Below are 24,093 nucleotides of genomic sequence, written 5' to 3' on the forward strand. Positions count from 1 at the left end.
GCGACTACGCTTGGTGAACATGAAGATCGCTTTCGTGGGAAAGGGCGGCAGCGGCAAGAGCACGCTGTCCTCCCTCTTCATCCGCCACCTCGCAGCCAATGAGGCCCCCGTCGTCGCGGTGGACGCCGACATCAACCAGCACTTGGGCGCCGCGCTCGGTCTCACCGAGGAAGAGGCCGACGCCCTGCCCGCCATGGGCGCGCACCTGCCCCTGATCAAGGAATACCTGCGCGGCTCCAATCCCCGCATCACGTCCGCCGAGACAATGATCAAGACCACCCCGCCCGGCACCGGCTCCCGGCTGCTGCGCGTCGCCGAGGACAATCCGGTCTACGAGGCGTGCGCCCGTACCGTCATCCTCGACGGCCACGAAGAGGGCGACGTCGAGTACGTCCGGCTCATGGCCACCGGGCCGTTCACCGAGTCCGACCTCGGCGTGGCCTGCTACCACTCGAAGGTCGGGGCGGTCGAACTCTGCCTGAACCACCTCGTGGACGGGCCCGACGAATACGTCGTCGTCGACATGACGGCCGGCTCGGATTCCTTCGCTTCTGGCATGTTCACCCGCTTCGACATGACCTTCCTGGTCGCCGAGCCGACCCTCAAGGGCGTCTCCGTCTACCGCCAGTACAAGGAGTACGCGCGGGACTTCGGGATCACCCTCAAGGTGGTCGGGAACAAGGTCCAGGGGCAGGACGACATCGACTTCCTGCACGCCGAGGTGGGGGACGACCTGCTCGTCACCATCGGGCACTCCGACTGGGTCCGGTCCATGGAGAAGGGCCGACCGGCCCCCTTCGATCTGCTCGAGGCGAGCAACCGGCTGGCCCTTCAGACGCTCCAGGACGCGGCTGACGACTCCTACGCCGCGCGCGACTGGGCGCGGTACACCGAGCAGATGGTGCACTTCCACCGGAAGAACGCCGAGAGCTGGGGCAACGCGAAGACCGGGGTCGACCTGGTGGACCAGATCGACCCCGACTTCGTCCTGCACGAGCGGCTCGGTCAGCAGCGGCTCGGCGAGCCCCTCACGGGAGCACCCGGCGGAGGGCTGTCCGGCGAGCCGCTCAGCTCTCCTCTGCCGACTCCGCAGCCGGCTTGACGCCCGCGGGCGCCGCGGGAGCGGAGGGCGGGGTGACCGGACCCGTGGTCAGGAACTTCCTCCAGCCCTCCTTCGGCGCCTGGCCGACGTCGAGCGTGCGCATCCACTCCAGGGTCTTGGGGTCCTGCGCGTCCAGCCAGTCGGCCAGCTCGCGGAACGTGACGCAGCGGACCTCCTTCTGCGTGCACATGCCCTTGATGGAGTCCTCCACGGCGCGCATGTAGGTGCCGCCGTTCCAGGACTCGAAGTGGTTGCCGATGATCAGCGGGGCCCGGTTGCCCTCGTAGGCGCGGCCGAAGGCCTTCATCAGGCCGTCGCGCATCTGCTCACCCCAGTAGGCGTGCTGCGAGGGGTCGCCCTGGGTGGTCGTACCGGACTGGTTGACCAGGTAGTTGTAGTCCATGCTGAGCGTCTCGAAGGCACGGCCCGGCATGGGCACCAGCTGGAGCGGCAGGTCCCACAGGCCGTCCGTCTTCTTGGGCCAGATCTGCTTGCTGATCCCGCTCGAGTCGTAGCGGAAGCCCATGTCCTTCGCCGCCAGCATGAAGTTCTTCTGGCCTTCGAGGCAGGGGGTGCGGGCGCCGATCAGCTCCTTGTCGTAGTCGAAGGGCAGCGCCTTCTCCTGCTTGAGGGCCGGCGTGTTCGTCTTCCAGGACTTCACGAAGGACTTGGCCTGGTTGATCTCGCTCTTCCACTCCTCCACCGACCAGGTGCCGACGCCGCCCTCGGGTCCGCAGAAGTGGCCGTTGAAGTGGGTGCCGATCTCGTTGCCCTCGAGCCAGGCACCGCGGACCTGCTCGGCGGTGTCCTTGATGCCCTGGAGGTCGCCGAAGCCGATGTCCGAGCGGCCCGGGGCGTGCTGGGGAGCGGTGTAGAGGGAACGCTTCTCCTCCGGGAGCATGTACACGCCGCTGAGGAAGTACGTCATCCGCGCGTTGTACTGCTTGCCGACCCCACGGAAGTGCGAGAAGAGCTTCTGGCTGTCCTCGCCGGCCCCGTCCCACGAGAAGACCACGAATTGCGGCGGCTTCTCGCCGGGCTTGAGCTTTTCCGGCCTGGGCACGTTCGGCTGCGTGCCGGTGTACGAGGTCGAGCCGTCGCCGATCAGCCGGAGCACGCTGCCCGGCGCCTCCGGCGCGGCCGCGCCCTTCCTGGCCTGACTGCCACCGGCACCGGTGGGCTTGGCGGGCTCCGAGGCGCCGCACCCGGTCGCGCCCAGGACCAGTGCCGTGGCGACCAGGCCCCCGGCGATCTTCTTCGTGGCGGCCATCATCCGCCCACCTCATCCCTTGCCCGTTTCGGTGTTCCGCACGTTCGGGCTGAAACGTCGCACGCGGCCCACCCCGGGAAAGGTATGACAAGCCAGACAAAATACTTAATCACCCTTCTGGGCTAATTCGTAGACCATTTAACCCCTATGTCTAGGCACGGTCTTTACTCTGCATTACCATCCATTTACCGAGTGTTGATACTCCCGCCGCTTCACCCCTGCCCCCAGAGGAGACGGGACATGACCGCCAGCGCCCCCACGCGCCCCACCCAGCACGGCTCCCCGCCCCCGGTGCCACCGAGGGCGTCGCCCCGGCTCCCGGCCCGGGTCCCGCCCGGCCTCGCCGCCGACCTGTCGGCCTCCGTCGCCGTCTTCCTGATCGCCCTGCCGCTCTCCCTGGGCATCGCCCTCGCCACGGGAGCCCCGCTCCAGGCCGGACTCGTGGCCGCGGCGGTGGGCGGGATCGTCGCCGGGCGGTTCGGCGGCGCCCCGCTCCAGGTGAGCGGCGCCGCCACCGGAGTCACCGTCGTCGCCGCGGAGTTGATCCAGCGCTACGGATGGCGCACCACCTGTGCCATCACCGTCCTCGCGGGCTTCTGCCAGCTGGGCCTGGCCCTCCTGCGCACCGCCCGCTCGGCCCTCATGGTCAGCCCGTCCGTCGTCCACGGCATGCTCGCGGGCGTCGGCGTGACGATCGCGCTCGCCCAGCTCCACATCGTGCTCGGCGGCACCCCGCAGAGCTCCGCCCTGGCCAACGTCCGGGGGCTGCCCGCCCAGTTGGCCGACCTGCATCCGTGGGCGCTCGCCGTCAGCGCGCTCACCCTGACGGTGCTGCTCGCCTGGCCGCGGCTGCCCGGGCGGGCCGGGCGGGCGCTGCGCAAGGTCCCGGCCGCGCTCGCCGCGGTCGCCGCGGCCACCGCCTTCGCGGCCTTCGCCGGGCTCAGCCTGCCCCGGGTCGACCTGCCGTCCTGGAGCAGCCACGCCCTGCCCGAGCTGCCCGAGGGGCCCGTCCTGGGCATCATCGCGGCGGTACTGACCGTCACTTTGGTCGGCAGTGTGGAGTCGCTGCTGTCCGCCGTCGCGACCGACAAGATCATCGCCGCCCACCGCGGTACGGCCGCCCGCCCGCCGCGCGCCGACCTGAACCGCGAGCTGCGCGGCCAGGGCCTGGCGAACATCCTCTCCGGGGCCCTGGGCGGGCTGCCCGTCGCCGGCGGGGCCGCGCGCAGCGTGGCCAACGTCAAGTCCGGCGCGGTCAGTCGGCGGGCCTCGATGCTGCACGGGCTCTGGGTGCTGCTCGCCGCCGGGCTGCTCGCCCCCGTCCTGGACCTGATCCCGCTCGCCGCGCTGGCCGCGCTCGTCATGGCCGTGGGCGTGCAGATGGCCAGCATCACGCGCCTGCGCAATGTCACGCGCCATCGGGAGATCATCGTCTACCTCACGACCATCACGGCCGTGGTGCTCGGCGGGGTGCTCGAGGGCGTGGCCGTCGGCATCGCGGTCGCGGTCGCGATCGCGCTGCACCGGCTGGCGCGCACCCGGATCACCGTGGAGGTGCAGGACGACGGCGCGGTCCACCGGGTCTGGGCCCGCGGCCAGTTGACCTTCCTCGCGGTACCCCGGCTGAGCCGGGAGCTGGGCCAGATCCCGCATCACGCGCACGCGGTGATCGAGCTGGACGGCTCGTTCATCGATCACGCGGCCTACGAGACCCTGCAGGACTGGCAGGAATCCCATCTGGCGCACGGGGGTTCGGTGGAGGTCACCGGCCGCTCCGGAGCCCGGATCGGCGAGCCCGACCGGGCGCAGCGCGGGGCACACCACTGCTGCCGCCCCTGGACCCCCTGGCAGAACCACTGCGACCACCGGACACCGCCCGACACCTCGGCCGACCCCGAGCCGACCGGCACCGAACGGACCGGCCCCGCGCGGCACGGCGCCGCGCACCACGGCGCCGCCCAGGCCACCCCCACCCGCACCGGCCCCGGCCCCGGCCCCGGCCCCGGACATCACGCCACCGCACAGCCCACCGGCGCCGGACAGAGCGCCACCGAGCCGAAGGCGGCGGCCGCCCGCCCCGCTCCCGCGCCGCGTCGCCGGGGTGCCGGCCAACTGGCCAGCGGGATCGGCGCCTTCCAGCGCGACACCGCGCCGCACGTCCGGGACGAGCTGGCCCGGCTGGCCCGGGAGGGCCAGAGTCCCTCGCAGCTCTTCCTGACCTGCGCGGACTCCCGGCTGGTCACCAGCATGATCACGGCCAGCGGCCCGGGCGACCTCTTCACCGTCCGCAACGTCGGCAATCTGGTCCCGCTGCCGGGCGCCGAGTCCACGGACGACTCCGTCGCCGCCGCCATCGAGTACGCGGTGGACGTGCTCCAGGTGGACAGCATCACCGTGTGCGGGCATTCGGGCTGCGGCGCGATGCAGGCGCTGCTCAACGCCGCGCCCGGGGCGCCGATGACCCCATTGCGGCGCTGGCTGCGGCACGGTCTGCCGAGCCTGGCGCGGATGGCCAGCCGTCACCACCCCTGGGTGCGGATCTCGGGCAGGCTGCCCGCGGACGCCGTCGAGCAGCTCTGCCTGACCAATGTGGTGCAGCAGCTGGAGCACCTGCGGGCCCACGAGTCGGTGGCGCGCAGGCTGGCCGAGGGCACGCTGGAACTCCACGGCATGTACTTCCATGTCGGTGAGGCCCAGGCCTATCTGCTCTCGCCGGGCGAGGACTTCTTCGACTGCCGGGTCTTCGACAGTGTCCTGCCGGACACCAGGGGGGCAAAAACGGCCATGCGGGACGCTCACGCCTCGCCCAGGGCGGTCACGCCCGCCTGAACCGATACGCTCCGTCCTCGGACGCCCCCGATGGCCCCTTCCCGCGATCACCGCGGCAAGGGGCCATCGGCGCCTGCCCGCCCAGGGCCGGGGCACCCAGTTGACCGTGGTATAGGTCTAAACCAATTTGCGGCAGGGTCTTGTCACCTGGGTGTCTGACCTGATGAGCTATCCCCGGGGACACAACGGACACCCTGGGAAAGGGAGATGTCGTGAGCAATGACAGCCTGGCCAACCTGCTCAAGGAGGAGCGGCGGTTCGCACCGCCCGCCGATCTGGCCACCGCCGCCAATGTGACGGCCGCGGCGTACGAACAGGCCGACGCGGACAGGCTGGGCTTCTGGGCCGAGCAGGCACGTCGGCTGAGCTGGGCCGTCGAGCCCACCGAGACGCTCGACTGGAGCAACCCGCCCTTCGCGAAGTGGTTCGCGGACGGCAAGCTGAACGTGGCCTACAACTGCGTGGACCGCCACGTCGAGGCCGGCAACGGCGACCGGGTGGCCCTCCACTTCGAGGGCGAGCCCGGCGACAGCCGCTCGATCACCTACGCCGAGCTCAAGGACGAGGTCTCCCGGGCCGCCAACGCCCTGACCGAGCTGGGCGTGCGCACCGGCGACCGGGTCGCCGTCTACCTGCCGATGATCCCCGAGGCCGTCGTCGCGATGCTCGCGTGCGCCCGGGTCGGCGCCGCGCACTCCGTGGTCTTCGGCGGTTTCTCCGCCGACGCCGTCGCCTCCCGCATCCAGGACGCCGACGCGAAGCTCGTCATCACCGCCGACGGCGGCTACCGCCGCGGCAAGCCCACCGCGCTCAAGCCCGCGATCGACGAAGCCGTGGCCAAGTGCCCGCAGGTCGAGCACGTGCTCGTCGTCCGGCGCACCGGCCAGGACACCGCCTTCGCCGAGGGCCGCGACGTCTGGTGGCACGACGTCGTCGGCCGCCAGTCCGCCGAGCACACCCCCGAGGCCTTCGACGCGGAGCACCCGCTCTTCATCCTCTACACCTCGGGCACCACGGGGAAGCCGAAGGGCATCCTGCACACCTCGGGCGGCTACCTCACGCAGGCCGCGTACACCCACAACGCCGTCTTCGACCTCAAGCCGGAGACCGACGTCTACTGGTGCACCGCCGACATCGGCTGGGTGACCGGGCACTCCTACATCGTCTACGGGCCGCTCGCCAACGGCGCCACCCAGGTGATGTACGAGGGCACCCCGGACACCCCGCACCAGGGGCGCTTCTGGGAGGTCGTGCAGAAGTACGGCGTCACCATCCTCTACACCGCGCCGACGGCCATCCGGACGTTCATGAAGTGGGGCGACGACATCCCCGCGAAGTTCGACCTGTCGAGCCTGCGCGTGCTGGGTTCGGTCGGCGAGCCGATCAACCCCGAGGCCTGGATGTGGTACCGCAAGAACATCGGCGGTGACCGCTGCCCGATCGTCGACACGTGGTGGCAGACCGAGACCGGCGCCATGATGATCTCCCCGCTGCCCGGTGTCACCGCGACCAAGCCGGGCTCGGCCCAGCGCGCGCTGCCCGGCATCGGCGCCACCGTCGTGGACGACGAGGGCAACGAGGTCCCCAACGGCGGTGGCGGCTATCTGGTCCTCACCGAGCCGTGGCCCTCGATGCTGCGCACCATCTGGGGCGACGACCAGCGGTTCATCGACACCTACTGGTCACGCTTCCAGGGCAAGTACTTCGCCGGTGACGGCGCCAAGAAGGACGACGACGGCGACATCTGGCTGCTCGGCCGGGTCGACGACGTGATGCTGGTGTCCGGCCACAACATCTCGACCACCGAGGTCGAGTCGGCGCTCGTCTCGCACCCCGCGGTCGCCGAGGCGGCCGTGGTCGGCGCCGCGGACGAGACCACCGGCCAGGCCATCGTGGCGTTCGTCATCCTGCGCGGCAGCGCCGCCGAGACCGACACCCTGGTCGCGGAACTGCGCAACCACGTGGGCACCACGCTCGGCCCGATCGCCAAGCCGAAGCGGATCCTGCCGGTCCAGGAGCTGCCCAAGACCCGCTCGGGCAAGATCATGCGTCGACTGCTGCGCGACGTGGCGGAGAACCGGGCGGTCGGTGACGTCACCACCCTCGCCGATTCCTCGGTCATGGACCTGATCCAGACCCAGCTGCCCTCCGCGGGCAGCGAGGACTGACACCCACCGCACGACGAGGGGCGTCCGGCGCACAACGCGCCGGGCGCCCTTTTCGCGCATAAAGTGATGATCGCCGGATACGTCCCTTGCGCGCCCCCGCTTCCCTGTAAAGTCATGGGAACGTAAATATTTTGTCCACAGGGTGCGCCGGGAAGTCTGGTCGGCAACGTGCTTCGCCATGCCGTCCAACCGACCCGGAGGTGTCCTCACGTGGCCGCGCCCCGCCCCACCGACCAGCAGAACCGCACGTTCCTCGGCCGGCTCTCCCTGCCCGAGCGGCGGTACGTGGCCGACGCCCTGCGCGCCGAGACCGTCGGCGGCGTCCTGCTCCTCGTGGCCGCCATCGCCGCCCTGATGTGGGCCAACATCCCCGCCCTGTCCGACAGCTACGACAGCGTCCGCGGTTCCCACATCGGCCCCGCCTCCCTCGGCCTGGACCTCTCGCTCCAGCACTGGGCGGCCGACGGGCTGCTCGCGGTCTTCTTCTTCGTGGCGGGCATCGAGCTCAAGCGCGAGCTGGTCGCCGGCGACCTGCGCGACGCCAAGGCCGCCGCCCTGCCCGTCATCGCCGCCGTCTGCGGCATGGCGGTGCCCGCGCTGGTCTACGTACTGGTCAACATCACCGGCGACGGCTCGACGGACGGCTGGGCGGTCCCGACCGCCACCGACATCGCCTTCGCGCTCGCCGTCCTCGCGGTCATCGGCACCTCGCTGCCGTCCGCCCTGCGCGCGTTCCTGCTGACCCTGGCCGTCGTGGACGACCTGTTCGCCATCCTGATCATCGCGGTGTTCTTCACCAGCGAGATCAACTTCCTGGCGCTCGGCGGCGCCTTCGTCGGCCTCGCCCTCTTCTGGTTCCTGCTGCGCAAGAACGTCCGCGGCTGGTACGTCTACGTCCCGCTCGCCCTGGTCATCTGGGGCCTGATGTACAACAGCGGCGTGCACGCGACCATCGCGGGCGTCGCCATGGGCCTGATGCTCCGCTGCAGCGTCAAGGACGGCGAGCGGCAGTCGCCGGGCGAGCACATCGAGCACATCGTCCGGCCCCTCTCCGCCGCTCTGGCCGTCCCGCTCTTCGCCCTCTTCGCAGCGGGCGTCTCCCTCTCGGACGATTCGATCGGGCAGGTCTTCACCCGGCCCGAGACCCTGGGCGTGGTCCTCGGTCTGGTCGTCGGCAAGACCGTCGGCATCTTCGGCGGCACCTGGCTGGCCGCCCGCTTCACCAAGGCCGAGCTGAACGACGACCTCGCCTGGCCGGACGTCTTCGCGGTCGCCTCGCTCGCCGGCATCGGATTCACCGTCTCCCTGCTGATCGGCGAACTCGCCTTCGCCGGCGACCAGACCCTCACCGACGAGGTCAAGGCCGCCGTCCTGATCGGCTCGCTGATCGCCGCCGTCTTCGCGGGCGTGATGCTCAAGCTCCGCAACCGCACGTACAAGGCCCTCACCGACGCCGAGGAGCGCGACGAGGACCTCGACGGCATTCCGGACATCTACGAGGAGGACAAGCCGGAGTACCACCTGCGCATGGCGAAGATCTACGAGGACAAGGCCGCGGAACACCGCCGCAAGGCCGAGGCGGCCACCGCCGCGGCCACCGCGGCCGCCGCCGAAGGGACCGAAGCCGCCACCGCCGGCACCACCGGATCCCCCGCCGGGGGCGACCGTCCGGCATGATCTGACTGACGGAGGACAGCCGTCGCCGGCAGACGAATGAGGGAGAGAGCGATGAGCGCAGTGGACCAAGGGGCGCAAGGAGCCGAGCGCACACTCGGTCAGCTGGTCGCCTCGGCCACCGCCGAGATGTCCGCCCTGGTGCACGACGAGATCGCCCTCGCGAAGGCGGAACTGCGCCAGGACGTCAAGCGCGTGGGCATCGGTGGCACCGCCATCGGTATCGCGGGAGTGTTCGGAATCTTCTCGCTGCCGGTGCTGAGCTTCGCGGCGGCGTACGGGATCCACGCGCTCGGCCTCGGTCTCGCCTGGTCGTTCCTGATCGTCGGCGCGGCGTTCCTGCTGCTCGCGGGCCTGCTCGCGCTGCTCGCCGTGTCCAAGTTCAAGAAGGTCAAGCCGCCGGAGCGGTCCATCGCCTCCGTCAAGCAGACCGCGGCGCTCGTCGGGACCGTCAAGCCGCACCCGCGGCCGGTCAGTGACAAGGCGGTGGGTGTGGCACGCTCGTCCTCATGACAGCGCCCACACCGGAACCCAGCAGCACCCCGCCCCCGGCTGCCTCGCCGGTGCGGATCGACGGCCCCTGGACCCACCGGGACGTCGCCGCCAACGGCGCCCGGTTCCACGTCGCCGAGCTGGGCGAGGGGCCGCTGGTCCTGCTGCTGCACGGCTTCCCGCAGTTCTGGTGGACCTGGCGCCACCAGCTGGTGGCGCTCGCCGACGCGGGCTACCGCGCGGTCGCGATGGACCTGCGCGGGGTGGGCGGCAGCGACCGCACCCCGCGCGGTTACGATCCCGCCAACCTCGCGCTCGACGTCACCGGGGTCATCCGCTCGCTCGGCGAGCCCGACGCCGCGCTCGTCGGGCACGACCTGGGCGGGTACCTCGCCTGGACCGCCGCCGTCATGCGGCCCAAGCTGGTGCGCCGGCTCGTCGTCTCCTCCATGCCGCACCCGCGCCGCTGGCGCTCGGCGATGCTGTCCGACTTCGGGCAGACCCGTGCCAGTTCGCACATCTGGGGCTTCCAGCGGCCGTTCCTTCCCGAGCGGCAGCTCGTCGCCGACGGGGGCGCGCTGGTCGGCGACCTGATCCGCGAGTGGTCGGGTCCGCTGCCGCGGGAGGGCGCCGACGCGGCCGCGGAGGAAGCGGCCATCGACGCCTACCGGCGCGCGATGTGCATCCCGTCCACCGCGCACTGCTCCATCGAGCCCTACCGCTGGATGATGCGGTCCATGGCCCGGCCGGACGGACTGCAGTTCAACCGCCGGATGAAGCGGCCGGTGCGGGTGCCCACGCTGCATGTGCACGGCGCGCTCGATCCGGTGATGCGGACGCGCAGCGCGGCCGGATCCGGGGAGTACGTCGAAGCGCCCTACCGGTGGCGGCTGTTCGACGGGCTCGGGCACTTCCCGCACGAAGAGGCTCCCGACCTGTTCTCGACCGAGCTCGTGAACTGGCTCAAGGACCCTGAACCGGACCGCTGAGCCCGCCCCGGACATGCGCTGACGGGCCGTCGGAGGTCATCGGCGGCCCGCCGTGCGGCCCCTGACGGGCCGTTTGACCGGAACGCTTGTCCTACGAACGTTCACTTGCCCGCCGCATAGGCCAATTGGCCGCCTCCCACACGATTACGGACCTTGGGGCACGGGCAGAGGTCGGGGTATGGGCTGGACGCACGACTACGGTGACTCCGCACGCGAACGAGGCTCGGCCACTGCGCCGGGCAGCCACGAGAGGGTCGGCCGGCATGGCCACGGTCACGACCCCCGACTCGGGATTCCGCTGATCCTGCGCCGCCGGGCCCGCTGGGTCTCGGCGCGCCTGCGTCATCAGCGTACGTAGGCGCCGCGCCCCTCACGTGGCGGGCGCGGGCGCGTACGTCGGGCCCGGCGGGCCCGGGCTCCCGCGCCCGGCTCAGCGGGCGCAGGAGCCGTACGCGGGTCTCAGAGGGCGCAGCCCTGGCTGTCGACCCGGCGCTGGGCCACCTGGCCGTTCCTGATGTCGTCGCGGACCTCGTCCGCTGTCAGGGCGTACCCGGTGTTCGGGTCGTCGAGCGACTTCGCGAAGACGACCCCGTACACCTTGCCGTCGGGCGTCAGCAGCGGGCCACCGGAGTTGCCCTGGCGGACCGTCGCGTAGAGCGAGTAGACGTCACGGCGGACGGTACCGCGGTGGTAGATGTCCGGTCCGTTCGCGTTGATCCGACCGCGGACGCGCGCCGGGCGGACGTCGTACGCGCCGTTCTCCGGGAACCCGGCGACGATCGCGTCGAAACCGCTCGCCGCGTCCTTCTCGGCGAATTCGAGCGGCGGCGCCTTCAGCTTGGGCACGTCCAGGACGGCGATGTCGCGCGCCCAGTCGTAGAGCACGACCTTGCCGTCATACAGCTTGCCCTCGCCGCCGATCTGGACGGTCGGCTCGCCCACCCCGCCGACGACATGCGCGTTCGTCATGACCTTGCCGGGGGCGAAGACGAAGCCCGAGCCCTCCAGCACCTTGCTGCAACTGGGCGCCGTACCGACCACCTTGACGATGGACCGCTTGGCGCGCTCGACGACCGGGTTGCGGACCAGCTCCGGATCGGGCGGCTTCACCTCGGTGATCGGCTCGTTCGAGAACGGGCTGAAGACCTGCGGGAAGCCGTTCTGCGCGAGCACGGAGCTGAAGTCCGAGAACCAGGTGTTGGCCTGGTCCGGGAGGACCCGCGACACGCCGAGGAGCACCTTGGAGTTACGGACCTCCTTGCCCAGCGTGGGAAGGGAGGTCCCGGCCAGCGCGGAGCCGATCAGCCACGCCACCAGCAGCATGGCCATGACGTTCACCAGGGCGCCACCGGTCGCGTCGACCACGCGGGCCGGTGACCAGGTGATGTACCGGCGCAGCCGGTTGCCCAGGTGGGTGGTGAGGGCCTGGCCGATCGAGGCGCAGACGATGACGACGACCACCGCGACGACGGCCATGGTGGTGGACACCTTGGCCTTGTCGTCCATCACCTGGTCCCAGACGAGCGGGAGCAGGAACACGGCGATGAGGCCACCGCCGAGGAAGCCGGTCACCGACAGAATGCCGACGACGAAGCCTTGGCGGTAGCCCACGATCGCGAACCACACGGCGGCGACCAGCAGCAGGATGTCCAGCACGTTCACGTGGGCCACCGTCTCATGCGCGCCAGTCCAGGGGGACCCGGCGTGAGCGGTCCCACGGCTGCTCCCAGCCGGCGAAATGCAGGATCCGGTCGATCACTCCGGCGGTAAAACCCCAGACCAGGGCCGATTCGACCTGAAACGCGGGGCCTTGGTACCCGCCGGGATGGACGACGGTGACCCGGTGAGCGGGGTCCGTGAGATCCGCCACGGGAACCGTGAAGACCCGGGCGGTCTCCGCGAGGTCCACGGCCCCGACCGGGCTGGGCTCGCGCCACCAGCCGAGCACGGGCGTCACCACGAACTCGCTGACCGGGATGTAGAGCCGGGGCAGGACGCCGAAGAGCTGCACCCCGGCCGGATCCAGCCCGGTCTCCTCCTCGGCCTCGCGCAGCGCGGCCCGCAGCGGGCCGGTGGTCTGCGGGTCGCCGTCCTGCGGGTCGAGCGCGCCGCCCGGGAAGGACGGCTGGCCGGCGTGGGAGCGCAGGGTTCCCGCGCGCTCCATCAGCAGCAGCTCGGGGCCGCGGGGACCCTCGCCGAAGAGGACCAGGACGGCGGACTGGCGGCCCGCGCCGTCCTCGGGGGGCAGGAAGCGGCTGAGCTGGGCCGGGCGGACGGTCCGGGCGGCCTCGACGACGGGGTCGAGCCAGGCGGGCAGGCCGTGGGCGCTGACCTCGGCGCCCCCGGGGGCCCGGCCCGGGTCTCCCCCGCGGCCGGGCTGAGGTCCGGGACCGGTGCGGGCCCGGGTCTCGGTGGTCACGCTGTCGTCCTGCGTCCCGCGCGTCATAGGCACCCTTGCTCCCCTGTACTTCCCGGCATCCGGACAACGCGGTCCGTGGCCGGATTCGTTCCTCAGTACTTCGACATGGCCGTGGCCCGCATGCCCGCGGGCGCCACGCTGATGACCCCTGTGCTCACGGCCCCCGCGCTCACGACGGCGCGCCGAGGGCGGGCGCCGGGAGCCCCGGATAGTCGGCCGGCGGGCTCAGCCGCTGGCCCGGATACCCGCCCTTCTCGTACTTCAGCAGCAGCTTCGCCTTCTCCGGGTCGGTCTCGCCCTCCCCGTACGCCGGGCAGAGCGGCGCGATCGGGCAGGCGCCGCAGGCGGGCTTGCGGGAGTGGCAGATCCGGCGGCCGTGGAAGACGACCCGGTGCGAGAGCATCGTCCACTCGCTCTTGGGGAAGATCGCGCAGATCTCCGCCTCGACCTTCTCCGGGTCCTCCTGCTCGGTCAGCTTCCAGCGGCGCACCAGGCGGCCGAAGTGGGTGTCGACCGTGATCCCGGGGACCCCGAAGGCATTGCCGAGGACCACGTTGGCGGTCTTGCGGCCGACGCCGGGCAGGGTCACAAGGTCCTCGATCCGGCCCGGCACCTCGCCGCCGAAGGTGTCCCGCAGTGCGGCGGAGAGCCCCAGCAGCGACTTCGCCTTCGCCCGGAAGAACCCGGTCGGCCGGATGATCTGCTCCAGCTCCTCGGGCACGGCCTGCGCCATGTCCTCCGGGGTGGGGTAGGCGGCGAAGAGGGCCGGGGTGGTCTGGTTCACCCGCAGGTCGGTGGTCTGCGCGGACAGCACGGTGGCGACCAGCAGCTCGAAGGGGTTGCGGAAGTCCAGTTCCGGATGGGCGTAGGGATAGACCTCGGCCAGCTCACGGTTGATCCGGCGGGCTCGCCGGACCATGCCGAGGTGGGATTCCGCTTTCGCCGCCTTCACCGGTCGGGCCGGCTGCGCGGCCTTCGCCTCCACGGTCTTCGCCGCCTTCCCCGCCTCCGGCGCCTTCACGGTCGACCCAGGGGGTTTTTTGGCCGAATCTTTGCCTTTTGTGCGCCGCGGCTCCTCCGGAGCTGACCCGGAAGGGGCCTGTTCGCCCACAGCAGAATTACGGGTCGCGGTCACACCCGCGGACCCCTTGGCCTGTGCTCTCACCGGCTTATTGGACACCCGGCCAGCCTAAGGCCGGGCGCTGACACCCGCCCGGACCTCTGGTAACACCACTCCGATTGGCCTCTCGCCGCACAGCACGCCCGTATGTCCGGCATCCTTGTGACTTGAGTGACTGATCGCACTGTTTGAGGCGTCCGGCAAAATGGGGCCGAAGGTCCCTGACGCCGGTCGACATAGGAGAGAGACTCGTGGACGACGTTCTGCGGCGCGCCCCGCTCTTCGCGGCGCTCGATGACGAGCAGGCCGCGGAGCTCCGCGCATCCATGGGCGAGGTGACCCTCGCCCGCGGTGACGCCCTGTTCCACGAGGGCGACCCCGGCGACCGCCTGTATGTGGTGACCGAGGGCAAGGTGAAGCTCCACCGCACCTCGCCCGACGGCCGCGAGAACATGCTGGCCGTGCTCGGCCCCGGCGAGCTGATCGGCGAGCTGTCCCTCTTCGACCCGGGCCCGCGCACCGCCACGGCGACCGCGCTGACCGAGGTCAAGCTGCTCGGCCTCGGCCACGGCGACCTCCAGCCCTGGCTGAACGCCCGGCCCGAGGTCGCGACCGCGCTGCTGCGCGCCGTCGCCCGCCGCCTGCGCAAGACCAACGACCAGATGTCCGACCTGGTCTTCTCCGACGTACCGGGCCGCGTGGCCCGGGCGCTCCTGGACCTGTCGCGCCGCTTCGGCGTGCAGTCCGAAGAGGGCATCCACGTCGTGCACGACCTGACCCAGGAAGAGCTGGCACAGCTCGTCGGCGCCTCCCGCGAGACGGTGAACAAGGCGCTGGCCGACTTCGCCGGGCGCGGCTGGCTGCGCCTGGAGGCGCGTGCCGTGATCCTGCTGGACGTGGAGCGGCTGGCGAAGCGCTCGCGCTGAGCCGTCCGTCGTCCGACGACGCCCGTGAGGGGGTCCTGCCCGTGAGGGCGGGGCCCCCTTTCGCGTTCCCGCCCTCCGCCGCGCCGCCGGGCGGGGGTGTCACAGTGATCCACATGGGACAGGGACACAGAGGGCTGGATTCCGAGGGGTTCATCGAGCGCGAGGGCTCCCTGGGGCGGGTGCCGGCGCCCTTCCGGGACGTGGTCGCCGCCGCGCGGGAGCGGATCGCCGAGGCGTACGGGCGGCGGCTGCACAGCGCGTACCTGTACGGGTCCGTGCCGCGCGGCACCGCCCGGCCCGGCCGCTCCGACCTCGACGTGCTGCTCGCCCTGCACCGCGAGCCCACCGGTGAGGACCGGGACACCGCCGAGGTGCTCGGGCGCGGGCTGGACCAGGACTTCGCGGCGATCGACGGCGCGGGGATCCTGCTGTACGGCAAGGAGACCCTGCTCGGCGAGGCGGAGCGGCACGACCTGGGGTGGTTCCTCGCCTGCCTGTGCACCCCGCTGCTCGGCGCGGACCTGGCCGAGCACCTGCCGCGGTACCGTCCGGACGCCCTGCTCGCCCGGGAGACCAACGGCGACCTGGACGACGTACTCGCCACCACGCGCGAGCGGGCCGCGGCGGCGCGTACGGACGAGGAGCTGCGGAAGGTGAACCGTTTCCTCGCCCGGCGGCTCGTGCGCACCGGATTCACCCTGGTCATGCCCCGGTGGGGCGGCTGGACCAGCGATCTGGCCGAGTCCGCTGAGGTCTTCGGCGGGTACTACCCCGGCCGCGCGGCGCAGATGCAGGCCGCGGCGGCCGAGGGGCTGGACGCGGGCGCCGACCGGGGCGTGCTGCGCGCGCACCTCGACGACCTCGGGCCGTGGCTCGCGGCCGAGTACACCGCCCGGCACGGGCACCGGACCCCGCGCCGAGCGGCTCAGCCGTAGGTCTCCGGGCCGCCCGGGATCAGGCCGTGCTCGCGCAGGTACTCCAGCTGGGCGCGTACGGACCACTCCGCGGCCGGCCACAGGGACGGGTCCACATCGGCGTAGACGTGGGCGACGACGTCCTCGGGGGCGCTGAAACCGTTCTCCACGGCCGTCTCGACCTGGGCGAGCCGGTGCGCGCGGTGGGCCAGATAGAACTCCACCGCGCCCTGCGCGTCCTCCAGGACCGGCCCGTGGCCCGGCAGGACCGTCCGCACCCCGTCGTCGACGGTCAGGGAGCGCAGCCGGCGCAGCGAGTCGAGGTAGTCGCCCAGGCGCCCGTCGGGGTGGGCGACGACCGTGGTGCCGCGGCCGAGGACGGTGTCCCCGGTCAGGACGGCGCGGTCGGCCGGGAGGTGGAAGCAGAGCGAGTCGCCGGTGTGGCCCGGGGTGGGTACGACGCGCATCTCCAGGCCGCCGACCCGGATGACGTCGCCGCCCGCCAGGCCCTCGTCACCGAGGCGGAGCGCGGGGTCGAGGGCGCGCACCTTGGTGCGGGTCAGCTCGGCGAAGCGGCCCGCGCCCTCGGCATGGTCGAAGTGGCCGTGGGTGAGGAGGGTCAGCGCGATCCGCTTGCCCGCCCGCTCGGCCGTGTCGATCACGTTCCGGAGGTGGCCCTCGTCCAGCGGGCCGGGGTCGATGACCACGGCGAGGTCGGAGTCCGGTTCGGAGACCAGCCAGGTGTTGGTGCCGTCCAGGGTCATCGCGGAGGCGTTGGGGGCCAGTACGTTGACCGCGCGGGCGGTGGCGGGACCGGAGACGACGGTTCCGCGCGGCTGGCCGGGCAGGGCGGCGGCATCGGTCACGGCGTGCCTCCCGGGCGGACCCGCTTGGTGAACTCGTCGTGGCCCGGCCAGCTGAGCACCAGCTGGCCGTCCTCCAGCACGGCCTGGGCCAGCACCGGGGCCAGGTCCTGCCCGGCGGCCGCGGCGAGCGCCTCGGCGGCGCTCCCGTAGGGCTCCAGCGAGCGCAGGGTGGAGATGGTCGGCGGCATCATCAGCAGCTCGCCCTTGTCGTAGCCCGCGGCGGCCTCGGCCGGGCGGATCCACACGGTCCGGTCGGCCTCGGTGGAGGCGTTGCGGGTGCGCTGACCCGCGGGGAGCGCGGCCACGAAGAACCAGGTGTCGTAGCGGCGCGGCTCGAACTCGGGAGTGATCCAGCGGGCCCAGGCGCCCAGCAGGTCGGACCGCAGCAGGAGGCCCCGGCGGTCCAGGAACTCGGCGAAGGACAGCTCCCGGGCGACCAGCGCCTGCCGGTCCGCCTCCCAGTCGTCCCCGGTCGTGTCGCCGACGACGGTGCCGGGGCTCTCCCCGGCGAGCAGCACCCCGGCTTCCTCGAAGGTCTCGCGGACCGCGCCGCAGACGATGGCCTGGGCGGTGGCGGCGTCCGTGCCCATCCGGGCGGCCCAGTCGGCGAGGGCCGGGCCCGCCCAGCCGATGCGGTGGTCCTCGTCCCGCGGGTCGACCCCGCCGCCGGGATAGGCGTACGCGCCTCCGGCGAAGGCCATCGAGGTGCGGCGGCGGAGCATGTGCACGGCGGGGCCGGCGCCGCTGCCCTCGTCGTCGCGCAGGAGCATGACGGTGGCCGCGCGCTTGGGCGCCACGGGGGTCAGCGACCCGTCGGCGAGGGCGCGGATGCGGTCGGGCCACTCGGGCGGGTACCACTGCCCACCGGGGGCGACGGGCTCGCTGGGCGACTGGCCGTGCGGATCATTCGGCATGGCCGGATGCTACGGGTATCCGGCGGGATGTTCGAGAGCCCCCGCCCCTCCCCGGAGGAAGCGGCGGGGGCCCGGCCGGAAGGGACGACCCGGGCCGTCGAGCTAGACGGCGTCCGGGGTCAGTTCCACCAGGATCTCGACCTCGACGGGCGCGTCCAGCGGCAGCACCGCGACGCCGACGGCGCTGCGCGCGTGCACGCCGCGCTCGCCGAGCACCTCGCCCAGCAGCTCGCTCGCACCGTTCAGCACGCCCGGCTGCCCGGTGAAGTCGGGCGCGGAGGCGACGAAGCCGACGACCTTCACGACGCGCGCGATCCGGTCGAGGTCACCCACGACGGACTTCACGGCCGCCAGGGCGTTCAGCGCGCACACGGCGGCCAGCTCCTTGGCCTGCTCGGCGGAGACTTCCGCGCCGACCTTGCCGGTGACCGGCATGCTGCCCTTCACCATCGGGAGCTGGCCCGCGGTGTAGACGTACGCGCCCGAGCGCACGGCCGGCTGGTACGCGGCCAGCGGCGGGACGACGTCGGGCAGGGTCAGGCCGAGCTCGGCCAGCTTCGCTTCAACGGCTCCGGCGGTCATGCCTTCTCCCGCTTGAGGTAGGCGACGAGCTGCTCGGGGTTGTTCGGCCCGGGCACGACCTGGACGAGCTCCCAGCCGTCCTCGCCCCAGGTGTCCAGGATCTGCTTGGTGGCGTGGACCAGCAGCGGGACGGTCGCATATTCGAACTTCTTGGTCATGGAGCCGAGCGTAGTGCCTGTCCCGGGGCGTGATGCGCGACCCGTCCTGGCCCCGCCGCCCACGCCACCACCGTCGAGGAATTAGGCTCGGTGGCTGTGAGCAGGCTCCAGGTGGTCAGCGGCAAGGGCGGCACCGGAAAGACCACGGTCGCCGCGGCATTCGCGCTCGCCCTCGCACGTGAGGGCGGACGCACGCTTCTGGTGGAGGTGGAGGGCAGGCAGGGGATCGCGCAGCTCTTCGGCGCGGAGGCGCTCCCGTACGAGGAGCGCAAGATCGCCGTGGCGCCGGGCGGCGGGGAGGTGTTCGGGCTCGCGATCGACGCGGAGCGGGCCCTGTTGGACTACCTCCAGATGTTCTACAAGCTCGGCTCGGCCGGGCGCGCCCTGAAGAAGCTGGGCGCCATCGACTTCGCGACGACGATCGCGCCGGGGCTGCGGGACGTGCTGCTGACCGGCAAGGCGTGCGAGGCGGTGCGGCGCAAGGACAAGGCGGGCCGGTTCGTCTACGACCACGTGGTGATGGACGCGCCGCCGACGGGGCGGATCACCCGCTTCCTGAACGTCAACGACGAGGTCGCGGGGCTGGCCCGGTTCGGGCCGATCCACAACCAGGCGCAGGCCGTCATGAAGGTGCTGAAGTCCCCGGAGACGGCGGTGCACCTGGTGACGCTGCTGGAGGAGATGCCGGTCCAGGAGACCGCGGACGGGATCGCGGAGCTGCGCGAGGCCGGGCTGCCGGTCGGTCGCGTCATCGTCAACATGATGCGTCCGCATCACCTGGACGAGGGAACTCTGCGGGCGGCCGCCGGGGAGCGCCGCGCCGAGCTGGCGCGGTCGCTGTCCCGGGCGGGCCTCGGCGGCGCCCGGCGCGGGGGCCTGGCGGAGCGGCTGCTGGACCCGCTGCTGGAACAGGCCGAGGAACACGCGGGCCGGGTGGAGCTGGAGCGGGAGCAGCGGGCGGTCCTGGAGGGGCTCGACGTACCGGCGTACGAACTCCCCCTGCTCGGCGCGGGGATGGATCTGGCCGGGCTGTACGAGCTGGCGACGGAACTCCGCAAGCAGGTGGGGTCCGAATGAGCGAGAACCTGGGGAGCGTGGGGACCATGGGCCTGGACACTCCGCCGCGGCTGGGGGTCGACGCGCTGCTCGACGACCCCGGTACGCGGATCATCGTGTGCTGCGGGTCGGGCGGCGTCGGCAAGACCACCACGGCCGCGGCCCTGGGCGTGCGGGCGGCGGAACGCGGGCGCACGGTGGTCGTCCTGACCATCGACCCGGCGCGCCGGCTGGCCCAGTCGCTGGGCATCGACTCCCTCGACAACACCCCGCGGCGGGTGGCGGGGGTGGGCGGAGCCGGGGACGCGCAGGGGAGCGGGGGCGAACTGCACGCCATGATGCTGGACATGAAGCGGACCTTCGACGAGATCGTCGAGGGGCACGCGGACGGCGAGCGGGCCAAGGCCATCCTCGAGAACCCCTTCTACCAGTCCCTGTCGGCCGGGTTCGCGGGCACGCAGGAGTACATGGCGATGGAGAAGCTCGGGCAGCTGCGCGCCCGGGACGACTGGGACCTGATCATCGTCGACACCCCGCCGAGCCGGTCGGCGCTGGACTTCCTGGACGCGCCGAAGCGGCTGGGGTCCTTCCTGGACGGCAAGTTCATCCGGGTGCTGATGGCTCCGGCGAAGGTCGGCGGCCGGGCTGGGATGAAGTTCCTCAATGTCGGCATGTCGATGATGACCGGCACGCTGAGCAAGCTGATGGGTGCCTCGCTGCTGAAGGACGTACAGACCTTCGTGGCCGCGATGGACACGATGTTCGGCGGCTTCCGCACCCGCGCGGACGCGACGTACCGGCTGCTGCAGGCTCCCGGTACGGCCTTCCTCGTGGTCGCGGCGCCGGAGGCGGACGCGGTGCGCGAGGCGGCGTACTTCGTGCAGCGGCTGGCGGCGGAACGGATGCCGCTGGCGGGGCTCGTACTGAACCGGGTGCACGGCAGCGGGGCCGACCAGCTGTCGGCGGAGCGGGCGTTGGCCGCCGCAGAGAATCTTGAAGAGGGTGGCATTGTCGATCAGGAGTCCGGGAAAGCTGGACATCGTGGCTCCGCCGCGGACGGCTCCCCCGCCCCTGCCGGCCCTGCCCCACGGAACGGTACGACGGACGACTTCACGGCCGAGGACCTGACGGCCGACGGCACCACGGCCGAAGCCGCGACGGCCGAGGACCCGACGCCCGAGGGCCCGAGGCCCGGAGATGTCACCGGTGACGTCACCGCCGAGGACCTCGCTGAGGACTTCACGGCGGACTTCACGACGGATTTCACGGCGGACTTCACGGCGGACGAGATCACCGCCGGTCTGCTGCGCCTGCACGCCGAGCGCATGCAGGTGATCGCGCGCGAGCGGCGCACACGCGATCGCTTCACCTCACTGCACCCCGAGGTGGCGGTGGCCGAAGTGGCCGCCCTGCCCGGCGATGTACACGACCTCGCCGGGCTGCGGGCCATCGGAGAGCGGCTCGCGGCCGGGGTGCCGGCCGGAGCGTAGACGGGCTGCGCGGGGGTCTACCCGGCTGCCGCGTACGTCTCGAACCGAAGCTCGACCTCCGCATCGATATCGATCGCGTCGACATCCACGGTGAGGATGCCCGTACTGCGCTCGTACTCCGTACGGGCGGTTTCGAGCAGCCGTCGCCACGAGGTGACGGTGGGGCGCCTGCGCAGCAATGCGCGACGCTCCCGCTCGGTCATTCCGCCCCACACGCCGAACTCGACGCGATTGTCGAGCGCATCGGCCAGGCATTCGGTCCGCACCGGACATCCGGTGCACACCGCCTTGGCCCTGTTCTGTGCCGCTCCTTGAACGAACAGTTCATCCGGATCGGTAGTGCGGCAGGCTGCCTGCGCACTCCAGTCGGTAACCCAGCCCATCCCGGCGCCGTCCTCTCCCGAATCGAGGCTCCCCCACGGCGGTAGCGGCATATTCACCGCTGCCAGTTGAGGACGTTACGGAAGGCGGGCACAGTGCAACACCCCCGTCGGGCCCAATCTTGAATGGTCCGAACGGACTATGGGTAAGCGGCAGATCACCCGACGGAGTGATCGGACGACATGCCGGACCATTCCGGCAATTCGGGTGAATCATCGGTGGGCCACGGGTGGCAGGCGCGAGATTCGGACAAAGGTTCACCCCATTCGGGAAGGGTGAAAATCAGGCCGCGGGGTTGATGTCGCGCCACACTGCTGTGACAGTTGTTGCCACCTTAGGCCAAGGCATTCGCGTGTGTCCGGTGAATGAGAACGTAGGCTGCCCTCCATGGGAAAGAAGCGCTCAAGCGGAGGGCTCTCGGGGAGCCAACAGGCCGCCAGGTTCCTCGGGGTGTCCGTTCTCTCCGGAGTCGTGCTCGCCGGCATCGCGATCCCCGGCGCGGGAGCGCTGGGCCTCGCCGCCAAGGGCACGGTCGAGGGATTCGACGAGATCCCGGCCAATCTGAAGACACCGCCGCTGAGTCAGCGCACCACGATCCTGGACTCCGAAGGTGGCTTGATCGCCACTGTCTATTCGCGTGACCGCCAGGTCGTCCCGCTCACCGCGATCTCGCCGTACATGCAGAAGGCGATCGTCGCGATCGAGGACTCGCGTTTCTACGAACACGGCGCGGTGGACCTCAAGGGCATCCTGCGCGCCGTGAACCGCAACGCGCAGGAGGGCGGCGCCGCACAGGGCGCCTCCACGCTCACGCAGCAGTACGTGAAGAACGTCTTCGTCGAAGAGGCCGGCGACGACGAGAGCAAGGTGCGCGAGGCCCAGGAGAAGAGCCTCGGCCGCAAGATCCGCGAGCTGAAGTACTCGATCCAGGTCGAGGAGGAGCTCGGGAAGAAGAAGATTCTCGAGAACTACCTCAACATCACGTACTTCGGCCAGCAGGCGTACGGAATCGAGTCGGCGGCGCAGCGCTACTTCAGCAAGCCCGCCAAGGACCTCACCCTGGACGAGGCCGCGCTGCTCGCGGGCATCGTCCAGTCTCCGAGCCGCTTCGACCCGGTCAACGACTCGGCCGAGTCGATGAAGCGCCGCAACGTCGTCCTCCAGCGGATGGCCGACATGAAGGACGTCTCGCAGGCCGAGGCGGACGCGGCGAAGCTCAAGCCCGTCACGCTGAAGGTGACCCGCCCCAAGAACGGCTGCATCACCGCCGTCAAGGGCGCGGGCTTCTTCTGTGACTACGTGCGCAACACCTTCCTGTCCGACACGGTCTTCGGCAAGACGCGCGAGGAGCGGGCGAAGGTCTGGAACCGCGGCGGCCTGACCGTCCGGACCACTCTGGACCCGCAGTCGCAGGAGTCGGCCAACGCCTCGATCAAGGAGCACGTCTACGCCGACGACTCCATCGCGACGGCCGTGACCATGGTCCAGCCGGGCACCGGCCGGGTGCTGGCGATGGGGCAGTCGAAGCCGTACGGCTTCGGGAAGAACGAGACGCAGATCAACTACTCCGTGGACAAGCGGATGGGCGGCTCCAACTTCGGCTTCCAGACGGGCTCGACCTTCAAGCCGTTCATCGCGGCCGCCGCGCTGGAGCGCGGGACGGCACCGACGAAGGTGTACCCGGCGCCGTACGAGATCGACTACCCGAGCCCGATCCAGCGCTGCGACGGCACGCAGTACGTCAACGAGCGCGACCCGAAGACCAAGAAGTACGAGAAGGCGCAGAACGAGACCGAGGAGGAGTACGGCCCGTACGCGCTGAAGACGGCGATGGAGAAGTCCATCAACACGTACTTCGTCCAGATGATCGGCGATGTCGGGCTCTGCCCGGTGACCGAGATGACGCAGAAGCTGAACGTCGTCCCGGCCAGCGGCGAGAAGCTCCCGGAGTCCCCGTCCATCGCGCTCGGCTCCGCCGAGATGTCCCCGCTGACGATGGCCAACGCGTACGCCACCTTCGCCAACCGCGGTGTCTACTGCACCCCGATCGCGATCGAGGCGATCACCGACTCGCACAACAAGGCGCTCCAGGTGCCGAAGTCCAAGTGCGACCAGGCCATGTCGGAGCAGACCGCCGACACCATCAACACCCTGCTGCGCGGAGTGGTCGACTCAGGTACCGGTGAGAAGGCCGGACTGACCGACCGCGACAGCGCGGGCAAGACGGGTACCACCGACAGCCGCTACAACGCCTGGTTCGTCGGCTACACCCCGAACATGTCCGGCGCGGTGTGGGTCGGCTCGGGCGGTGCGAAGAAGATCTCGATGGAGGACATCACCATCGGCGGTCAGTACTACCCGAAGGTCTTCGGTGGCGGCCTGCCCGGTCCGATCTGGAAGGACGCGGTCTCGGGCGCGCTGTCCGGGCGCGAGTCCCCGACCTTCACCACGGTCAACATCCCGGAGCCCTCGAACCCCTCCGGCGGCAGCCGCGGCACCGGGAACGCGCCGAACCCGAACAAGCCGGGGAAGAACAAGCCCGGCAAGCCTGGCGGCGACGGCAAGCCGGGTGACGGCCAGCCGGGCGGCCAGACGATCGCGGGCGCGACCACGGGCGACCCCGGGACCGGCGGCGCCCTGCCCCCGAACCCCGGCATCACCCTGGGGCCGGGCGGCCTCCTGGGCGAGCCGACGGGCCGCCGGCCGTAGGGCGCGGGTAGGTACGGATGAGGGGAGGGCCCCG

Annotated in this window: 21 protein-coding genes; 12 read left to right on the forward strand and 9 right to left on the reverse strand. The window is 71.3% G+C overall.

Annotated features, from left to right (window positions below):
- The first annotated feature begins 19 nt into the window (after positions 1 to 19).
- On the forward strand, positions 20 to 1,102 hold the full coding sequence (locus tag ABT084_RS03415; protein ID WP_351037983.1) for an ATP-binding protein: 1,083 nt from the start codon (positions 20 to 22) through the stop codon (positions 1,100 to 1,102).
- Here ABT084_RS03415 and ABT084_RS03420 read toward each other — a convergent pair.
- The gene (locus ABT084_RS03420; RefSeq protein ID WP_351037984.1) at positions 1,068 to 2,375 is read right to left on the reverse strand and encodes a polysaccharide deacetylase family protein; all 1,308 of its coding nucleotides are present in this window, start codon (positions 2,373 to 2,375) and stop codon (positions 1,068 to 1,070) included. The genes ABT084_RS03415 and ABT084_RS03420 overlap by 35 nt on opposite strands.
- Before the next feature lie 237 nt (positions 2,376 to 2,612).
- On the opposite strand from ABT084_RS03420, the gene ABT084_RS03425 reads away from it, so the two are divergent.
- From ABT084_RS03425 to ABT084_RS03450, 6 genes are all read left to right on the forward strand, one after another.
- A complete protein-coding gene (locus ABT084_RS03425) occupies positions 2,613 to 5,201 on the forward strand; it encodes a SulP family inorganic anion transporter (RefSeq protein ID WP_351037985.1) in 2,589 nt (862 codons plus the stop codon).
- A gap of 170 nt (positions 5,202 to 5,371) precedes the next feature.
- Positions 5,372 to 7,369: an acetate--CoA ligase gene (gene acs / locus ABT084_RS03430; RefSeq protein WP_351038124.1), complete on the forward strand. Its 1,998-nt coding sequence runs from the start codon at positions 5,372 to 5,374 to the stop codon at positions 7,367 to 7,369.
- A 210-nt stretch (positions 7,370 to 7,579) separates the two neighbouring features.
- On the forward strand, positions 7,580 to 9,046 hold the full coding sequence (nhaA, locus tag ABT084_RS03435) for a Na+/H+ antiporter NhaA (protein WP_351037986.1): 1,467 nt from the start codon (positions 7,580 to 7,582) through the stop codon (positions 9,044 to 9,046).
- A gap of 51 nt (positions 9,047 to 9,097) precedes the next feature.
- Positions 9,098 to 9,556 (forward strand): phage holin family protein, encoded by a 459-nt coding sequence (locus ABT084_RS03440; protein ID WP_351037987.1) that lies wholly within the window; start codon positions 9,098 to 9,100, stop codon positions 9,554 to 9,556.
- Positions 9,553 to 10,524 (forward strand): alpha/beta fold hydrolase, encoded by a 972-nt coding sequence (locus ABT084_RS03445; protein ID WP_351037988.1) that lies wholly within the window; start codon positions 9,553 to 9,555, stop codon positions 10,522 to 10,524. Before ABT084_RS03440 ends, ABT084_RS03445 begins: the two co-directional genes overlap by 4 nt.
- A gap of 178 nt (positions 10,525 to 10,702) precedes the next feature.
- Positions 10,703 to 10,882 carry a hypothetical protein gene (locus tag ABT084_RS03450; RefSeq protein WP_351037989.1) on the forward strand — a complete coding sequence of 60 codons (180 nt, stop codon included), beginning with the start codon at positions 10,703 to 10,705 and terminating at the stop codon, positions 10,880 to 10,882.
- A 101-nt stretch (positions 10,883 to 10,983) separates the two neighbouring features.
- Here the strand turns inward: ABT084_RS03450 and ABT084_RS03455 are convergent, their stop codons facing one another.
- From ABT084_RS03455 to nth, 3 genes are all read right to left on the reverse strand, one after another.
- Positions 10,984 to 12,186 (reverse strand): MarP family serine protease, encoded by a 1,203-nt coding sequence (locus tag ABT084_RS03455; protein ID WP_351037990.1) that lies wholly within the window; start codon positions 12,184 to 12,186, stop codon positions 10,984 to 10,986.
- A gap of 13 nt (positions 12,187 to 12,199) precedes the next feature.
- A complete protein-coding gene (locus tag ABT084_RS03460) occupies positions 12,200 to 12,943 on the reverse strand; it encodes an NUDIX hydrolase (RefSeq protein WP_351037991.1) in 744 nt (247 codons plus the stop codon).
- A 169-nt stretch (positions 12,944 to 13,112) separates the two neighbouring features.
- On the reverse strand, positions 13,113 to 13,964 hold the full coding sequence (gene nth, locus ABT084_RS03465; protein ID WP_502968827.1) for an endonuclease III: 852 nt from the start codon (positions 13,962 to 13,964) through the stop codon (positions 13,113 to 13,115).
- 350 nt (positions 13,965 to 14,314) lie between these two features.
- Between nth and ABT084_RS03470 the strand changes: the two genes are divergently transcribed.
- Entirely contained in the window at positions 14,315 to 14,989 is a 675-nt protein-coding gene (locus ABT084_RS03470; protein ID WP_003981529.1) for a Crp/Fnr family transcriptional regulator, read from the forward strand.
- 113 nt (positions 14,990 to 15,102) lie between these two features.
- Positions 15,103 to 15,924, forward strand: coding sequence for a nucleotidyltransferase domain-containing protein (locus ABT084_RS03475; RefSeq protein ID WP_351037992.1), 822 nt, complete (start codon positions 15,103 to 15,105; stop codon positions 15,922 to 15,924).
- On the opposite strand, the gene ABT084_RS03480 is transcribed toward ABT084_RS03475, so the two are convergent.
- From ABT084_RS03480 to sp36, 4 genes are all read right to left on the reverse strand, one after another.
- Positions 15,915 to 16,769, reverse strand: coding sequence for an MBL fold metallo-hydrolase (locus ABT084_RS03480; protein WP_351037993.1), 855 nt, complete (start codon positions 16,767 to 16,769; stop codon positions 15,915 to 15,917). The genes ABT084_RS03475 and ABT084_RS03480 overlap by 10 nt on opposite strands.
- Positions 16,766 to 17,683, reverse strand: coding sequence for an NUDIX hydrolase (locus ABT084_RS03485; protein WP_351037994.1), 918 nt, complete (start codon positions 17,681 to 17,683; stop codon positions 16,766 to 16,768). Before ABT084_RS03485 ends, ABT084_RS03480 begins: the two co-directional genes overlap by 4 nt.
- Positions 17,684 to 17,785: 102 nt before the next feature.
- Positions 17,786 to 18,265, reverse strand: a complete 480-nt coding sequence (locus ABT084_RS03490; protein WP_351037995.1) for a RidA family protein — start codon at positions 18,263 to 18,265, stop codon at positions 17,786 to 17,788.
- Positions 18,262 to 18,423 carry a Sp36 family protein gene (sp36, locus tag ABT084_RS03495; RefSeq protein ID WP_007264966.1) on the reverse strand — a complete coding sequence of 54 codons (162 nt, stop codon included), beginning with the start codon at positions 18,421 to 18,423 and terminating at the stop codon, positions 18,262 to 18,264. The genes ABT084_RS03490 and sp36 overlap by 4 nt, the downstream gene beginning before the upstream one ends.
- Before the next feature lie 96 nt (positions 18,424 to 18,519).
- Between sp36 and bagA the strand changes: the two genes are divergently transcribed.
- Together bagA and bagB are read left to right on the forward strand one after the other, a co-directional pair.
- A complete protein-coding gene (bagA, locus tag ABT084_RS03500; RefSeq protein ID WP_351037996.1) occupies positions 18,520 to 19,500 on the forward strand; it encodes an ATPase BagA in 981 nt (326 codons plus the stop codon).
- 26 nt (positions 19,501 to 19,526) lie between these two features.
- On the forward strand, positions 19,527 to 20,969 hold the full coding sequence (bagB, locus tag ABT084_RS03505) for an ATPase BagB (RefSeq protein ID WP_351038126.1): 1,443 nt from the start codon (positions 19,527 to 19,529) through the stop codon (positions 20,967 to 20,969).
- 17 nt (positions 20,970 to 20,986) lie between these two features.
- Here bagB and ABT084_RS03510 read toward each other — a convergent pair whose 3' ends face one another.
- The gene (locus ABT084_RS03510; RefSeq protein WP_351037997.1) at positions 20,987 to 21,352 is read right to left on the reverse strand and encodes a WhiB family transcriptional regulator; all 366 of its coding nucleotides are present in this window, start codon (positions 21,350 to 21,352) and stop codon (positions 20,987 to 20,989) included.
- A 385-nt stretch (positions 21,353 to 21,737) separates the two neighbouring features.
- Here ABT084_RS03510 and ABT084_RS03515 point away from each other — a divergent pair, with 385 nt between their 5' ends.
- Entirely contained in the window at positions 21,738 to 24,059 is a 2,322-nt protein-coding gene (locus ABT084_RS03515; RefSeq protein ID WP_351037998.1) for a transglycosylase domain-containing protein, read from the forward strand.
- The last annotated feature ends 34 nt before the right edge of the window (positions 24,060 to 24,093 follow it).

Origin of the sequence: Streptomyces sp. NPDC002138 (assembly GCF_040296485.1) — a bacterium.
Classification (GTDB): domain Bacteria; phylum Actinomycetota; class Actinomycetes; order Streptomycetales; family Streptomycetaceae; genus Streptomyces.

Excerpts from the sequence above, each read along its gene's own strand:
- ABT084_RS03415 (WP_351037983.1), top strand. The coding sequence starts at position 20 with ATGAAGATCGCTTTCGTGGGAAAGGGCGGCAGCGGCAAGAGCACGCTG.
- ABT084_RS03420 (WP_351037984.1), bottom strand. The coding sequence starts at position 2,375 with ATGATGGCCGCCACGAAGAAGATCGCCGGGGGCCTGGTCGCCACGGCA.
- ABT084_RS03425 (WP_351037985.1), top strand. The coding sequence starts at position 2,613 with ATGACCGCCAGCGCCCCCACGCGCCCCACCCAGCACGGCTCCCCGCCC.
- ABT084_RS03440 (WP_351037987.1), top strand. The coding sequence starts at position 9,098 with ATGAGCGCAGTGGACCAAGGGGCGCAAGGAGCCGAGCGCACACTCGGT.
- ABT084_RS03445 (WP_351037988.1), top strand. The coding sequence starts at position 9,553 with ATGACAGCGCCCACACCGGAACCCAGCAGCACCCCGCCCCCGGCTGCC.
- ABT084_RS03450 (WP_351037989.1), top strand. The coding sequence starts at position 10,703 with ATGGGCTGGACGCACGACTACGGTGACTCCGCACGCGAACGAGGCTCG.
- ABT084_RS03475 (WP_351037992.1), top strand. The coding sequence starts at position 15,103 with ATGGGACAGGGACACAGAGGGCTGGATTCCGAGGGGTTCATCGAGCGC.
- ABT084_RS03485 (WP_351037994.1), bottom strand. The coding sequence starts at position 17,683 with ATGCCGAATGATCCGCACGGCCAGTCGCCCAGCGAGCCCGTCGCCCCC.
- ABT084_RS03490 (WP_351037995.1), bottom strand. The coding sequence starts at position 18,265 with ATGACCGCCGGAGCCGTTGAAGCGAAGCTGGCCGAGCTCGGCCTGACC.
- sp36 (WP_007264966.1), bottom strand. The coding sequence starts at position 18,423 with ATGACCAAGAAGTTCGAATATGCGACCGTCCCGCTGCTGGTCCACGCC.
- bagB (WP_351038126.1), top strand. The coding sequence starts at position 19,527 with ATGGGCCTGGACACTCCGCCGCGGCTGGGGGTCGACGCGCTGCTCGAC.
- ABT084_RS03510 (WP_351037997.1), bottom strand. The coding sequence starts at position 21,352 with ATGGGCTGGGTTACCGACTGGAGTGCGCAGGCAGCCTGCCGCACTACC.
- ABT084_RS03515 (WP_351037998.1), top strand. The coding sequence starts at position 21,738 with ATGGGAAAGAAGCGCTCAAGCGGAGGGCTCTCGGGGAGCCAACAGGCC.